The 14,214-nt window shown below is 60.9% G+C and carries 12 protein-coding genes; 11 read left to right on the plus strand and 1 reads right to left on the minus strand.

Annotated features, from left to right (window positions below; translation table 11 throughout):
- Positions 1-5: 5 nt before the first annotated feature.
- The 7 genes from rpsK to PMX72_RS08015 all read left to right on the plus strand — a co-directional run bounded on the left by rpsK (position 6) and on the right by PMX72_RS08015 (position 5,187).
- The gene (gene rpsK / locus PMX72_RS07985; protein WP_006235274.1) at positions 6-410 is read left to right on the plus strand and encodes a 30S ribosomal protein S11; all 405 of its coding nucleotides are present in this window, start codon (positions 6-8) and stop codon (positions 408-410) included.
- 19 nt (positions 411-429) lie between these two features.
- A complete protein-coding gene (rpsD, locus tag PMX72_RS07990; RefSeq protein WP_006235275.1) occupies positions 430-1,026 on the plus strand; it encodes a 30S ribosomal protein S4 in 597 nt (198 codons plus the stop codon).
- Positions 1,027-1,058: 32 nt separating this feature from the next.
- Positions 1,059-2,000, plus strand: coding sequence for a DNA-directed RNA polymerase subunit alpha (locus PMX72_RS07995; protein WP_006235276.1), 942 nt, complete (start codon positions 1,059-1,061; stop codon positions 1,998-2,000).
- 30 nt (positions 2,001-2,030) lie between these two features.
- Positions 2,031-2,498, plus strand: a complete 468-nt coding sequence (gene rplQ / locus PMX72_RS08000) for a 50S ribosomal protein L17 (RefSeq protein WP_006235277.1) — start codon at positions 2,031-2,033, stop codon at positions 2,496-2,498.
- A gap of 92 nt (positions 2,499-2,590) precedes the next feature.
- A complete protein-coding gene (truA, locus tag PMX72_RS08005; protein ID WP_271729592.1) occupies positions 2,591-3,415 on the plus strand; it encodes a tRNA pseudouridine(38-40) synthase TruA in 825 nt (274 codons plus the stop codon).
- Positions 3,416-3,618: 203 nt separating this feature from the next.
- Positions 3,619-4,617, plus strand: coding sequence for a glycosyltransferase family 2 protein (locus PMX72_RS08010; RefSeq protein WP_128620365.1), 999 nt, complete (start codon positions 3,619-3,621; stop codon positions 4,615-4,617).
- Between the two features lie 132 nt (positions 4,618-4,749).
- Positions 4,750-5,187 carry an arginine repressor gene (locus tag PMX72_RS08015; RefSeq protein WP_006235280.1) on the plus strand — a complete coding sequence of 146 codons (438 nt, stop codon included), beginning with the start codon at positions 4,750-4,752 and terminating at the stop codon, positions 5,185-5,187.
- 184 nt (positions 5,188-5,371) lie between these two features.
- Here the strand turns inward: PMX72_RS08015 and PMX72_RS08020 are convergent, their stop codons facing one another.
- Positions 5,372-7,588, minus strand: coding sequence for a transglycosylase domain-containing protein (locus tag PMX72_RS08020; protein WP_271746197.1), 2,217 nt, complete (start codon positions 7,586-7,588; stop codon positions 5,372-5,374).
- 162 nt (positions 7,589-7,750) lie between these two features.
- On the opposite strand from PMX72_RS08020, the gene PMX72_RS08025 reads away from it, so the two are divergent.
- The 4 genes from PMX72_RS08025 (at position 7,751) to PMX72_RS08040 (ending at position 14,083) form a co-directional block, all read left to right on the plus strand.
- The gene (locus PMX72_RS08025; protein ID WP_271729589.1) at positions 7,751-9,727 is read left to right on the plus strand and encodes a U32 family peptidase; all 1,977 of its coding nucleotides are present in this window, start codon (positions 7,751-7,753) and stop codon (positions 9,725-9,727) included.
- Positions 9,728-9,824: 97 nt separating this feature from the next.
- Positions 9,825-11,036 (plus strand): tyrosine--tRNA ligase, encoded by a 1,212-nt coding sequence (tyrS, locus tag PMX72_RS08030; RefSeq protein ID WP_035137437.1) that lies wholly within the window; start codon positions 9,825-9,827, stop codon positions 11,034-11,036.
- Between the two features lie 222 nt (positions 11,037-11,258).
- Entirely contained in the window at positions 11,259-13,079 is a 1,821-nt protein-coding gene (locus PMX72_RS08035) for an adenine deaminase (protein ID WP_117773365.1), read from the plus strand.
- Positions 13,080-13,288: 209 nt separating this feature from the next.
- Positions 13,289-14,083, plus strand: coding sequence for a Cof-type HAD-IIB family hydrolase (locus PMX72_RS08040; RefSeq protein WP_271729588.1), 795 nt, complete (start codon positions 13,289-13,291; stop codon positions 14,081-14,083).
- The last annotated feature ends 131 nt before the right edge of the window (positions 14,084-14,214 follow it).

Genomic DNA, 14,214 nt, shown 5'->3' on the forward strand with positions numbered 1-14,214 from the left:
GATAGATGGCTACTGCTAAGAAGAACGTTCGCGCTGCCCGTCTGAAGCGCGCGGACCGTAAGAACATTTCCGTGGGCCAGGCTCACATTCGTTCTACGTTCAACAACACGATCGTTTCGATCACCGATCCCCAGGGCAACGTCATTTCCTGGAAGTCGGCTGGCCAGGTGGGCTTCAAGGGCTCCCGTAAGTCCACGCCGTTCGCTGCCCAGATGGCTGCCGAGGCTGCTGCCAAGCAGGCCATGGAGCACGGTATGAAGAAGGTTTCCGTCTTCGTCAAGGGCCCCGGCTCCGGTCGTGAGACCGCCATTCGCTCCCTCCAGGCTGCTGGCCTCGAGGTCTCGAGCATCCAGGACAAGACCCCCATTCCGCACAACGGCTGCCGCCCCAAGAAGCGTCGCCGCGTGTAACTGAAAGGATCGTATCAATATGGCAATCGACAGGACTCCTGTTCTTAAGCGCTGCCGTCAGCTCGGGATCGATCCCGCTGAGCTCGGTTACAGCAGCAAGAAGGAATCTATCCGTCAGCCCAAGCGCCGTCGCAAGGAATCTGAGTACGGCATGCAGCTGCGCGAGAAGCAGAAGGTCAAGTTCATCTATGGCGTTCTGGAGAAGCAGTTCCACGGCTACTTCAACAAGGCCCGCAAGATGAACGGCGTCACCGGTGAGAACCTCATGATCATCCTTGAGTCTCGCCTCGACAACGTCGTCTTCCGTCTTGGCTTCGCCCGCACCCGCAAAGAGGCTCGTCAGTCCGTCCGTCACGGTCACTTCACCGTGAACGGCAAGCGCGTGGACATCCCGTCCTACCGCGTCAAGGCCGGCGACGTCGTCGCTGTCGGCGAGAAGTTCCGTGACCTCCTCCCCATCAAGGAGGCTCTGATTTCCTCCGAGCGCTTTGAGGTCCCTGGCTGGCTCGAGGTCGATATCGAGAAGCTGTCTGGTAACGTGCTCGCTCTGCCGACGCGTGAGCAGATCAGCGGTGATATCAACGAGCAGCTCATCGTCGAGCTCTACTCTAAGTAGTCCATCCGGGCTGCTGAGGCTGGAGGTAATACATGTCAGAATTCATTAGGCCTCAGGTTCAGGTCGAAGAGATCAACGAGACGTCTGCTCGTGTCTCCGTCGAGCCGCTCGAGCGTGGCTACGGCGATACGCTGGGTAACTCCCTTCGTCGCGTTCTTCTGTCCTCGCTCGAGGGTGCCGCCGTCGAGGCTATTCAGATCGATGGTGCGCAGCACGAGTTCATGACCATCCCTAACATGGTCGAGGATGTCACCGACATCGTCCTGAATGTCAAGGGTCTTGTCTTCAGGGCTCTCGGCACGACCGACGAGGCGACCGCCACCATCTCGGTTGACGGCCCCTGCGAGGTCACCGGTGCGGACTTCTTTATTCCGTCCGAGTTTGAGCTGGTCAACCCCGAGCAGCACATCGCTACGCTCACCGAGGGTGGCCATCTCACCATGAGCATGCGCATCGGCTATGGCCGCGGCTATGTTTCTGGCGAGGCCAACAAGCGCGACAACGATCCCATCGGTGTGATCCATGTCGACTCGCTGTACTCGCCGGTTTCCCGTTGCGCCAAGCTCGTTGAGGCTTGCCGTGTCGGTCAGCATACCGACTACGACCGCCTTGTCCTCGAGATCGAGACCAACGGCTCCATCGCCCCGCGCGACGCCGTGGTCCAGGCTGCCAATATCATCAACCAGCATATGGCCGCCTTTATGAACCTTGCCGAGACCCCCGAGGTCGAGGAGGAGGCTTCGATCTTCGCTCCCGAGGTCACCAACGACAACGCCGAGCTGGACAAGCAGATCGAGGATCTGGACCTTTCCGTCCGTTCCTACAACTGCCTTAAGCGCGCCAGCATTCACTCGGTCCGTCAGCTCGTTGAGTTCTCGGAGAACGATCTGCTCAACATCCGTAACTTCGGTGTTAAGTCGATCGAGGAAGTGAAGGACAAGCTTGAGTCCATGGGCCTGAGCCTGAAGGCTTAATGCTTCGCATATTTGAGGAGAAACTAGACCATGCGTCACAACGTTAAGAAGGGCCTGAAGCTCGGCACCGATGCGAGCCACACCAAGGCCATGAAGAAGAGCCTTGCTAAGGCCCTCTTCGAGAACGACCGCATCAAGACCACCGAGACCCGCGCTAAGGCGCTGCGTTCGGTCGTCGATCCGATCATCACCTGGGCCAAGAAGGGCGACCTGCACTCTCGTCGTCTGGCTATCGCCAAGCTCGGCGATAAGCAGCTCGTTGCCGAGATCTTCGACAAGGCTGCTCAGGGCATGTGGCAGGACCGCAACGGCGGTTACACCCGCATCATGAAGCTCGGTAACCGTAAGGGCGACAACGCTCCCATCGTTATCATGGAGCTCGTCACCGAGCCTTGCACGCCTAAGGCCAAGAAGGCTGCTCCGGCCCCCAAGAAGGCCGCTGCTCCCAAGAAGGTCGAGGCCGTCGAGGAGGCTCCTGCTGAGGAGACCGCTGAGTAGACATTCCGTCTGCATAGGCTATATTCGAGGGGTACGTTCGCGTACCCCTCTTTTTTTGTCGCGATACCGTTGCTTGTTTGTTGGGAGCGCCCATGACTGCGCCGTCTGATTTCAATTCGATTTCCGAGCTTGATGCTACGCTCGTATTTCGCGTGGCCTATGATGGCTCGTCGTATAGCGGATTTGCCGAGCAGCCGGGACAGATGACGGTTGCGGGTGAGCTACGTCGAGCCATCGAGACGCTGCTTCGCCGCCCGATCGATCTGACGTGCGCGGGGCGTACCGATGCCGGCGTGCATGCCGTGGCTCAGTACATCAGCGTGCCCGTAACGGACGCTGAGCTCGCTTGTACGCGCCGTAGGTGGCTGCGGGCTATGGATGCCCTACTGCCCAAAGATATCGCCATTAACGAGGTCTACAAAGCCCGTAAAGGCTTTTCTGCGCGTTTTGACGCGCGCACCCGTACGTATACGTACCGTATTGCCGATCGAGATGCGCGCCCCGTGCTGTCCCGCGGTGCCGTGTGGTGGCATCGCTATCCCTTGGATGTTGAGGCTATGTCTGCTGCCTGCCCCGCACTGCTGGGCGAGCAGGACTTTAAAAGCTTTTGCAAGGTTGCTTCGGCCGTTGGCAAGCCCACGCATCGCTGCGTGATGCGTGCCGAATTTGGCCATGAGGTTGCGTTTGGCGAGGACATCCTGACGTTCACCATCGAGGGCAATGCGTTTCTGCATTCGATGGTCCGTACGATCGTGGGCACGCTTGTCGAGATTGGCATGCATCGCCGTGAACCCGGGTGGATGCGCGAGGTTATCGATGCTTGCGACCGCACCGCTGCGGGCCCCACGGCTCCTGCCTGCGGCCTTACGTTTATGGGCGTGGATTACGATCCCGCCGAGCTTGTCGTGCTCGACTAGGGGAGGGCTCGACGTGTCGTGCGTCGACACCTGTCATCTGTGGGCTGCGCGTGTGCAACATCTGTTCTTGGCGTGCAATGCAACCGGTGTCTCATTGCTTTTATTGCCGGGGTGTACCATGAACCACGGTTTGATTCATTGCTGTCGAGAGGACGGATAATTTGGTTCGACGTGGTTCGCATCCGCGACTTTCGGTGATCCTTGTGGTAGAAGGTTCGCCCAGCTATGCGATGCGTGCGCTCGAGAGTATCCAGAACCAAGACCTCTACGATTTGCAGATTGTCGTTGTCTGCCGCGATGCTGCGCCCGGTGTGCGCCATTCGCTTCAAGTTGCTGCCGACAGGGACATCCATATTGATTTGATTGACGTCGAGGACGCGAAGCGCGGCGCTTGTCTTCGTGCCGGTTTTGATGCCTCGCGCGGCTCTCAAATCATCGCCATGAACGCCGATGAGTGGTTTGCTCCGCAGGCCCTTTCCAAGATGGTCGATATCGCGTGCGATACTGCGGCAGACATTGTGCTCCCCTCGGTGTCGCTCGATCGATACGATGCGCATCGCGAGCGTCATTCGCGCGTCTTGGATGCTGCCTCTATTGCCATAGAAGACGAGTCTTCTATGGTGACTGGGCTGCCCCAGTTGATTTTGGGCGGCCTAGTCGCTCAGACCTCTGGCGTGATGTATAGCCGTCCGCTGTTTGAGGCATGCCTGTCGCGCGGCAAGGCGTACCGTACGGTTGAGTTTATGGCCTATGCGCTCTCGCAGGCACGATTCGTGTCCGGCTGCGGCGACGCTTGTTTCCACGCGGCGGCACCTAAGCTTACAGATGCCTTTGATCCCACCATGTATGCCAGGATATCCGATGACACTCGAGCGCTCGACGAGCTTGCGGACTCACTCTCGGAAGCAGATAGCGGTGGTCGGCTCAAGCTGGCAAGCCAAAAGTTCTACTTTGCCGGACTGGTCGCCTGCATTGAGAATTTGTGTCTGAGCCCGCATGGGGTGTCGTCAATCGAGCGTTCCGCCCGCATGCGTGATATGCTCGAGGCGCCTCGAACCCGTCAGATGGTCGCCGCGCTCAAGGATAACCATCGGGGACTCGGTCTGTTGTTTGGGCCGATCGCCAGCGCCAAGCCCGCGCGCTGCGTGATGTGTACGCATCTGGCAGCTTTTCTTAACCGGACGGGCGCAAAAACCGCCTAAACGGCTCATTACGAAACAAACTTGCATAGAATTGTTTCGAAATGCGTTCTTATACACAAAAGCCTTCAAATAGCGTTAAACTATTCAATCACTGATTGATTGTCTCCGCCATCTTTTGGAGAGAGGGTTTGTATGGCTAAAAAACGCAATGGGCGCCAGGATGCCATTAGAGATATTGTGCGCAATAAGGATGTCCGCACGCAGCGCGTGCTGGTCGATGAGCTCCGTGCTATGGGCTTTGATTGCACGCAGGCGACTGTCTCTCGCGATATTGCCGATATGGGGCTGCGTAAGCTCCCTGAGGGCATCTATGTTCTGGCAGAGGACCTGCATCTGCAGCGTATGGTTTCCGAGCTCGTAACGGGCGTTCTGCGTACTGATAATCTGGTTATGATCAAGGCTCAGCCTGGCACGGCTTCCGGCATCGCCGCCGCCGTTGATGCGGCAGAGTTGCCCGATGTGCTTGGCTCGCTTGCCGGCAACGATACGATTTTGGTTATTGCCCAGACGGCCGAGGACGGCGAGCGTCTCGAGGCGCTGATCAATAAGTTGAGCAATTCTCGCAAGTAGGTGTGCGGGTCGTGCGCTCGGCATTGTGTGCGCTGACATAGTGGCTTGTAAGGGGCATCGACGTTGGTCGGTACCCCTTTTTGTTTGCCGGTATAAAGACCGCCCACCAGGTCGCTTCAAACTAAAAGGCCCCGAGCAGTTCAATAAGCTGCTCGGGGCCTTGTTGGCTTTAGTCGCGTACTTCTTAGCCGACCGTATCGTCAGGCGTGGGCGAGGGGTCGGGAGTGGGCGTAGGCGTAGGCGTAGGCGTAGGCGTAGGCGTAGGCGTGCCGCCATCGCCGCCGGTCGAACCACCAGTGGAGCCACCCGTCGAGCCACCGGTCGTACCGGTGCCGCCGGTGGTGTCGCCGCCCGTGGTCTCGGTGGTCGTGGTCGTCGTGGTAGTCGTTGTGGTGGTTTCCTCTTCCTCTTCGTCCTTGTCCTTGTCGTCGTTCTCCGACTTCTTGGTGTTGTTGGTGCCGTAGAACTTCCAGACGCTGTTGTTCTTGTAGGTGGGCGCCGTTCCGGTCGCAAACTCCTCGCGCTCGGTACCGGTCAGAACGGTGTTCATAAACCGCTTAAAGACAGGCAGGTTGGTGCTGTCGCCCAGCAGGTCCGTGCCGTACTTTTGGATGGGGATCTCGCCCGCGGAATAGCCGGTCCACAGGGCGCACGCCAGCTGCGGGGTATAGCCGCAGAACCACAGGTTGGTGGTGTTGTCGGTGGTGCCCGTCTTGCCGGCATAGGGCTGGTTGACACTCAGAGCGCCGGCAGCACCCGTACCGCTGCCCTTCATGACGCCGGACAGAACATCGGTGACCGCGGCGGCCTCGCCCTCGGTAAGCACCTGTGAGGGATTGTCGGTGTGCTGGTACAGCACCGAACCGGTACGAGAGTCAATCTCGGTGATGGCGATCGGCTGGCGATAGTAGCCGCCGTTGGCAAACGTCGCGTAGGCGGCGGCCATCTCGAGCGGCGAGATCGAGCCGGTGCCGAGGGTCATGACGGGAACGTCCTCGATGTTGTCCTTGGCGGGGTCGATGCCGAGCTTTTTGACGAGCGAGATGATCTTGCTGTTGCCGACGGCTTCCGCCACCTGGATGTAGCCGGTGTTGGAGGAGTATGCCGTCGCCTGCTTAAGCGTGATGTTGCCATAGCTCTGGTTGGCGTAATTTTGGACCTCGGTCGTGGTGCCCTTGGCCTTGAGCGGCGAGTTGCAGTTGAGGGTGACGTTGGGGTTCATGCCGTTTTGGATGGCAGTTGCCAGCGTAAAGGCCTTAAAGGTGGAGCCGACGGGACGCTTGGCCGTGGCATGGTTTACGTGGTTCTCGTCAGCGTTGTAGTCGTAGCCGCCCACCATGCACTTGATGTAGCCGGTCTTGGGGTCGACGACGACCATGCCCATGTCCAGGCCGTCGAGCGAGAGCGTGTCGAGCTGCTCCCGGACGGCATTCTCTGCCACCTGCTGCATCGTGGGGTCGATGGTGGTCTTGACGGTCAGGCCGCCCTTAAAGAGCACGTCGGTCGAGAACTCCTGCTCCAGCAGCTGCTTGACGTAGGAGACAAAGTAGGGCTGCGAGTAAACGTCGACGCCGCTGCCCGAGATTTCGGTCACGTTGAGGGTGATGGGCTCGGCCTGTGCGGCATCGTGCTCCTCTTGGGTGATGTGGCCCAGGCGCAGCATGTTGTCGAGAACCTTGTTGCGGCGAGACAGTGCCAGATCGGGATTGACCGTGGGGTCGTACTGCGAGGGCGAGTTGGGAAGGCCGATGAGTAGCGCGGCCTCGCTCAGGGTGAGGTCGGCGGCGCTCTTGGATAGGTAGGTCTCGGCTGCGGCCTCGATGCCGTAGGCGCCGTGGCCGTAATAGATGGTGTTGAGGTACATCATGAGGATCTCGTCTTTGGAGTACATGTCCTCCATCTTGATGGCGATGTAGGCCTCGCGCACCTTACGCTCAATGGTCGAGTCGAATTGCTCCTCCTGCAGGATGGTGTTGCGCACAAGCTGCTGGGTGATCGTCGAGGCGCCTTCGTGTCCGCCGCCGAGGGTTGCCACCGCAGCACGCGCGATACCCCACAGGTCGATACCGCCGTGCTCGTAGAAGCGCTCGTCTTCGACGTCAACGGTGCCCTGCAGCACGTAGGGGGAGACCTCGTCCTTGGTGATGGACTTGCGGTTTTGCGTGTAGAAGCTCGCGATCTTGTTGCCGTTGCAGTCGACGATCTCGGTGGGCTCGCTCACCAGATACGCGTTGGCGTCGGTGTAGTCGGGCAGATCGGACAGCCAGCGGTTGACGTTGCCGACCATGCCGATGCCAAATGCCACGCCCGCAATCAGCAGAAAGCCCAAAAACGAGAGCAGGATTATGGGCAGAGCATGCGTCTTTGAACGGCTGCGTCCCTGTCGTTGGCGAGGACCCATATATTGACCTCCAGGTATGTCGTGCCGGACGGTGGATGTGCCGTCGGGGCAGGATGGACATAAGTTATTACACGATAAACCAAACGGGGCGCGCGAGGCCTCGTGTATGCTGGAAGACGGCATTTTTCAGAGTGAATGCATACCTTGGTAAGGAGTTTGTCGATGGCGATTCGGACGATGGGGCCGAGCGGACAATACGAGACTGGATTGGATGCTGCCGGTGCGGCGCTGCCCGAGCTGCTGGCGCCGGCGGGCGGACTCGACCAGATGCTTGCGGCCATCGCCGCGGGTGCCGATGCCATCTATGCGGGGTTGGGCGGCTTTAACGCCCGTGTGAGCGCCCATGGCTTTACGGATAACGAGTTTGCGCGCGGCTGCGCCGTGGCGCATGCCCATGGCGTGCGTGTGTACGTAACGCTCAACGTGTTCGTGTTTGACGATGAGTTGTCCGACGCGGTGGCGTTGGGAGCTCATGCACTGGAGCTGGGCGCCGATGCTCTGATTGTCGCCGATGCCGGGTTGGCCTGCGCGCTGCGCGCGGCGATTCCCGGGGTCGAGATTCACCTGTCCACGCAAGCGGGCGCTCATAGCGAGGGTGCCGTGCGGCTTGCCGCCGATGAGCTGGGGGTCGAGCGCGTGACGACGGCACGCGAGCTGACGGTCGACGAGATTGCGGTGCTCTGTGCCACGGGCGTGCCCATCGAGGTATTCTGCCACGGTGCGATTTGCATCGGCTATTCGGGGGCGTGCGAGTTCTCGGCCTTGCGGCGTGGGCGCTCGGCGATGCGCGGCGACTGCACGCAGCCGTGCCGTCTGGCGTACGACCTAGTGGACGAGGCGGGGCAGAGTGTTGTTGCCGTCGAGGGAGACCGCCTGCTTTGTCCGCGTGACTATCTGGGTATCGCGCACCTGCCCGAGCTTGTTGCCGCCGGCGTGGCATCGCTCAAGATCGAGGGACGCATGAAGAATCCCGATTACGTATTCAACGTGGTGAGGGTGTGGCGTCGGGCACTCGATATGCTGTGCGACGGCGCGTGGGACTCCGGTGCCGTGGAAGAGCTTGAACGCGAGCTGGGAAGGTCGTTTAACCGTGGGTTTACCGATGCTTACCTGCGGGGTCGTTCGGGTGCCGAGCTCATGAGCTTTGAGCGCGCGATCAACCAGGGCGTGCGCGTGGGCCACTTGGTGGCGGTGGGTCACGAAGAGGTGACGGTTGAGCTTGATGCCGCCGTGGCGGCGGGCGATACGCTCGAAATCCGATTTTACCCGGGTGCCGACGCGCGTCCCGATGTGCCCAAGCGCTGGCCACAGGTGCCTTGCCCCGTGGATGCCGCTGCGGGGGAGCGCATCGTCGTGCATTGCAAACGTAAGGTGGACGCGGGCTGCGAGGTCTATCTGATTCGCAGCGCCGGCGTGTTGGATCAGACGGCGGCGGTGTTGGAGCGCATGCGGGCCGAGGCGGATGCGATTGCGCCCGTTGCGCGTGCCGTTGAGGTGCTGCCCTTTGAGGGCGCTGCGGTGGATGGCGGTGCGTCGACGGAGTTGGTGGGGTCGGCGGGGCCGGCAAAGCGCGAGGATTTTGCTCGTATGGTCTTTGCCTGGGAGCTGATGGATGTGGGTCCGCGCGATGAGCGAGATCTGTCCGATACAACGGTGGTGCTCGACGAAGTGTGCCGCGCGGGCGACGCCGAGCGGACTCGGGCGCTTATGCAGCGTGCCGGGCGCGTCGTCTGCCGCAATCTGGGACAAGTGGCGATGGCCCGCGAGCTGGGCACAACGTTTGACGTGGCGGCGCCGGTGTTCTGTGCCAATCGGGCCACGCTTACCTGGCTGCGCGGACTCGGTGCGGGGCGGGTGTGCTTGTCGGCCGAGTTGCTCGGCAATGATGCGGAGCGTGTTGCCGAACTTGCCGCTTGCCCCGGTGTCTTGGGGCCTGTCGATGCCGACCGTCCCGAGCTCATGGTGTGCGAGCACTGCTTGCTGACTGCCGAGGGCGCCTGCGCCACGGATGCAACGGGGCAGGTCCGTTGCCGTGACTGCTCGCGCCGTCAGCAGGCGCGCTTTTTGGTCGAACGTGACGGCACGCGTTTGCCGGTCGTTATCGACGCGTGCGGCAGGACGAGGATTTTCCTGTCGTAGGTGCCGCGTCGCGCTGTTTTGGTTATTATTAGTGGGTTTATGAACTTCCAGCACCGCCGTATCCGGTGAGGGTGCTATAGCAAAAGGAGGATACCCAATGCTGTCTGTTGACGAGCAAATGCGTATCATCACCTCGGGTGCAGCGCAGATCGTCCCCGAGGCCGACCTTCGCAAGAAGCTTGAGAAGGGCGAGCCCCTCAACATCAAGCTCGGCGTCGATCCCACCAGCCCCGACCTGCACCTGGGCCATGCCGTGCCCCTGCGCAAGATGCGTCAGTTCCAGGACCTGGGCCACAACGTCACCCTTATCATCGGCAACGGCACTGCGCTGATCGGCGACCCCTCGGGCAAGAACTCCACCCGCCCGCAGCTTTCGCAGGAGCAGATCGAGGCCAACGCCGAGACCTACGTGAGCCAGGCCATGAAGATCCTGGACCCCGAGAAGACCACCATCGTGCACAACGGCGACTGGATCCTTTCGATGGACCTGGCCGGCCTGCTGCAGGTGTGCTCCAAGTTCACCGTCGCCCGCATCCTCGAGCGCGACGACTTTACCAAGCGCTACCAGTCCCAGACGCCGATTGCCCTGCACGAGTTCCTGTACCCTGTGATGCAGGCCTTCGACTCCGTGCAGATCAAGGCCGACGTCGAGATGGGCGGCACCGACCAGCTCTTTAACCTGCTCGCCGGCCGCGAGCTCATGGAGAAGATGGGCATGGAACCGCAGATCGCGCTCACCATGCCGCTGCTCGAGGGCACCGACGGCGTCCGTAAGATGTCCAAGTCCTACGGTAACTACATCGGCCTGACCGATGCTCCCAAGGATATGTTCGGCAAGACCATGTCCATCCCCGACGAGATGATTGGCAAGTACTATCGTCTGGCCAGTTCGCTCACCCCGGCCGAGGTCGACAAGATCGATGCCGCCCTGGCCGATGGCTCCGCCGACCCCTACGAGCTCAAGCGCGCTCTAGGCCGCGACCTGTGCGACACCTACCACGGTGCTGGCGCCGGCGACGAGGCTCAGGCCGAGTTCGACCGTGTGTTCAAGGAGGGCCAGCTTGCCGACTTCCCCGAGAAGCACGTTGAGCTGACCGTCAACGACGAGGGCCAGATTTACCTCGCTGGCCTGCTCAAGGACCTGGGCCTTTCGGCCAGCGCCGGTCAGGCCCGCCGCGACATCGACGGCGGCGGCGTCAAGATCAACGGCAAGGCTGTGGCTCCCAAGAGCTACAACATCGATCCGAGCGCCCTCAAGCTGGGCGACACCCTCTCCGTGGGCAAGCGCAAGGGCTTTAAGTTGGTCTAACGAGCGAGTTGACCTCACAAGTGCAATAAGGCCGCAGCCGGGAATCCCGACTGCGGCCTTTTTGGTTGCGACGATCCCTTGGGGACGGAGGGATCATTTGGCGGTGCCGTTAAGCGGAAGGGGTGTTAGCGGGACTTTCTTTTTGGCATACAATGGCTATTGGCTTGCTGCGGTGAAGGTCTGTCCGCTCCGCAGCTTTTTTCTACGGTTAAAGGAGTATGTATGTCCGTTGAGGTCATGAGGTCTGTGATCGATGCTGCCGAGGGGCGCGTGCCCGTCGACACGCTGTTTACCAATGCGCAGATCGTCGACGTGTATGGCCAGCGTGTGGCGCCCGGTAGCGTTGCCGTCAAGGACGGTGTGATCGTCGGCGTGCTCTACGATGGTCGCGACGATGCTGCTGGCACCTACGAGGCAACTGAGGTCATCGACTGCCAGGGTCGCTATCTCGCTCCCGGTTTTATTGACGGGCATTTGCATATCGAGTCCTCGAACATCCGTCCCGCCGAGTATGCTCGCATGGCCGCGACGCGCGGTACTACCACCGCCATTGCCGACAGCCACGAGATTGCCAATGTTGCCGGTCTCGACGGCTTGCGCTTTATGATCGAGGACGGCCGCCGCGCACCCATCTCCATCAAGTACATGATGCCTTCGTGCGTGCCCGCGCTGCCCGACGAGCAGGCCGGTGCCGTTATTTCGGCTGCCGATATGCAGGCGTTTTTTGCCGAGCATCCGGGCGATGTCTTTGGCCTGGGCGAAATGATGAACCTTCCGGGCGTTTTTATGGCCGATCCCGAGACCTGTGCTCGCATCGATGCCGCTAACCAGACGCCGTCCAAGCAGGTCGACGGTCATGCGCCGCTCGTTGCCGGCAAGGACCTCAATGCCTATGCCGCGGCGGGTATTATCGCCGACCACGAGTCGACGATTCCCGAGGAGGCGCTCGATAAACTGTCCCGCGGCATGTATGTGATGCTGCGCGAAGGTACGTGTAGCCACGACTTGGCCAACCTGTCGCCGATGCTGCTAGAGAATCCCGCGCGCGCCCGCCGCTGCTGCTTCGCGACCGACGACCGCGCCCCTTCCGATGCGCTTGCGACCGGCATGATCGACAATGCCTGCCGCGCGGCTATCGAGGCCGGCATCGACCCCGTGGTCGCTATCTCTATGGCGTCCCTCTCCACGGCCGAGGCGTTTGGCCTGGACCACGGTTGCCGCGACCCACACGAGCTGCGTGGTGCGATTGCCCCGGGCAAGCGTGCCGACCTGCTGGTGCTCAATGACCTGACGTTTGCCACGGCTCCGCATCGCGTGTATGCCGCCGGCGCGCTCGTGGCACAGGACGGCACTTTTGTGGGCGAGATTGCACCCGAGATGGCCGAGGTCGCGGCCCTTGCCGATGAGCTACGCGCCTCCGTTAAGCTGCCGAAGCTTTCGCTCGACGTATTCGACTATGCCTTTAAGCCGGGCGAGGCCGTGATTGACGTGGTGCCGGGCAAGGCCATCACGGGCATGGTTCGCCCCAAGAACACCGAGGGCCTGCGCCGCATTATGCTGATTGAGCGCCATGGCCGCGGCGTGTCGCTGCAGGCCGAGGGCGCCGACGGCGACGGCCCCGCTGGCCTGGGCCTGGTCGGCAAGCATATCGGTCGCGGCTGGGTGCGCGGCTTTACCATCACCGGTGGCGCCATTGCCTCCACGATCGGCCACGACTCGCACAACGTGTGCGTGGTGGGCGACAATGCGGCGGATATGATGGCTGCCGTTGAGGCCGTGGGCCAGGGCGGCCACGTGCTGGTGCGCAACGGCGAGGTCGTGGCGCGCATTCCGCTGGCGCTCGGCGGCCTGATGAGCGAGGGCGCTGCCGAAGACGTTGCGGCGCAGCACGACGACTTTATGGTCAAGGCGCGCGCCATGGGCATCGAGCCGCCGCTCGACCCCATCATGGGCATCATCTTCCTGCCCCTGCCGGTGATCCCGACGCTCCGCATCCGTCCCGAGGGCATGTTCGACGTCACAACCTTCACCTACGCCGACTAGTCATCAGGGACGTTCTTAAACGACTAGCCGTTGGGGACACTCTTTGGCGGGCTGCCTGACGTCGCGACCGTGGGGCCTCTGGCGCGCGTGAGCTATTTGCTAGGTCCATGTAACGTTTATAACTACGGGGTCTTATTCGAGCTCCCTTTGGGTACGGTGTTTTCAGATATACATCTGTTTTCACTACTAAGCCCGAAGGGAGCTTTTCTATGTTTAAACTGATTGCATCCGATATGGACGGCACACTGCTTGACGAAAACGGCCAGGTGCCTCCCGAGACCTACGAACTGATTCTGGCGCTACACGAGTATGGCGTGCATTTCGCCGCATCGTCAGGTCGTCGCTACGATCGCCTGTGCGAGTTCTTTGCGCCCGTTCGCGACAAGATGGACTTTGTCGCCGCTAACGGCGCCCAAGTCTACGCCGACGGTAAGATGGTAGACCGTGAGGTGTATTCCCACCTGGCGATTCGAAGGCTCGCCCAAGCCGTCAGGACGTTTCCCAATCTGCATCTTGCGCTCTTTGACCGAACCAAGTCCTTCCTGCTCGATGACGAGTGCAAGTTCGTGCGTGAGGTCGATAAGGACCTTCCCAATGCCGAGCGTATTTGGGAGCTGCCCGATCCCAGCGTAAATATCATCAAAGCGAGTATCTTTTGCGACGACAGTGCGGTTATGGACAGTGCGTACGTGCTACAGCGCGAACTTGGTCAGCTCTTTACTTTTGCGCCTTCGGGCAACGCGTGGATCGATGCCATGCAGCCTGGTGTATCGAAGGCCTCGGGTATCGCGCAGCTCGCGGAGCATTACGGCATTGATCGCGACGAGGTCATAGCGTTTGGCGACTCGATGAACGACTACGAGATCATTCGCTTTGTCGGCACGGGCTGCGCGATGGAAAACGCGCGCCCCGCGCTTAAGGCGGTGGCCGATCGCGTGGTGGGTTGTAACCGCGACCACGCCGTCCAGCAGGAGCTCCGCCACGTTCTGGAGAGCCTCGCCTAATCCGGCAGTTGGGGACGTTCCTTTTCTGCCGGCAGCTGGGGACAGTCCTTGCAGCTTTTTCGCGAAGAGTGTCCCCAACGACTACTGTGACTGGGGCAGCTAATTTGGGACGGGGCTATTTTAGCTACCCC

It is taken from the genome of Collinsella aerofaciens (assembly GCF_028207065.1).
GTDB lineage: Bacteria > Actinomycetota > Coriobacteriia > Coriobacteriales > Coriobacteriaceae > Collinsella > Collinsella aerofaciens_AR.

What these genes read in the sequence shown, in the direction of transcription:
- rpsK (WP_006235274.1), top strand. Translation starts at nt 6, where the DNA reads ATGGCTACTGCTAAGAAGAACGTTCGCGCTGCCCGTCTGAAGCGCGCG.
- rpsD (WP_006235275.1), top strand. Translation starts at nt 430, where the DNA reads ATGGCAATCGACAGGACTCCTGTTCTTAAGCGCTGCCGTCAGCTCGGG.
- PMX72_RS07995 (WP_006235276.1), top strand. Translation starts at nt 1,059, where the DNA reads ATGTCAGAATTCATTAGGCCTCAGGTTCAGGTCGAAGAGATCAACGAG.
- rplQ (WP_006235277.1), top strand. Translation starts at nt 2,031, where the DNA reads ATGCGTCACAACGTTAAGAAGGGCCTGAAGCTCGGCACCGATGCGAGC.
- truA (WP_271729592.1), top strand. Translation starts at nt 2,591, where the DNA reads ATGACTGCGCCGTCTGATTTCAATTCGATTTCCGAGCTTGATGCTACG.
- PMX72_RS08015 (WP_006235280.1), top strand. Translation starts at nt 4,750, where the DNA reads ATGGCTAAAAAACGCAATGGGCGCCAGGATGCCATTAGAGATATTGTG.
- PMX72_RS08020 (WP_271746197.1), bottom strand. Translation starts at nt 7,588, where the DNA reads ATGGGTCCTCGCCAACGACAGGGACGCAGCCGTTCAAAGACGCATGCT.
- PMX72_RS08025 (WP_271729589.1), top strand. Translation starts at nt 7,751, where the DNA reads ATGGCGATTCGGACGATGGGGCCGAGCGGACAATACGAGACTGGATTG.
- tyrS (WP_035137437.1), top strand. Translation starts at nt 9,825, where the DNA reads ATGCTGTCTGTTGACGAGCAAATGCGTATCATCACCTCGGGTGCAGCG.
- PMX72_RS08035 (WP_117773365.1), top strand. Translation starts at nt 11,259, where the DNA reads ATGTCCGTTGAGGTCATGAGGTCTGTGATCGATGCTGCCGAGGGGCGC.
- PMX72_RS08040 (WP_271729588.1), top strand. Translation starts at nt 13,289, where the DNA reads ATGTTTAAACTGATTGCATCCGATATGGACGGCACACTGCTTGACGAA.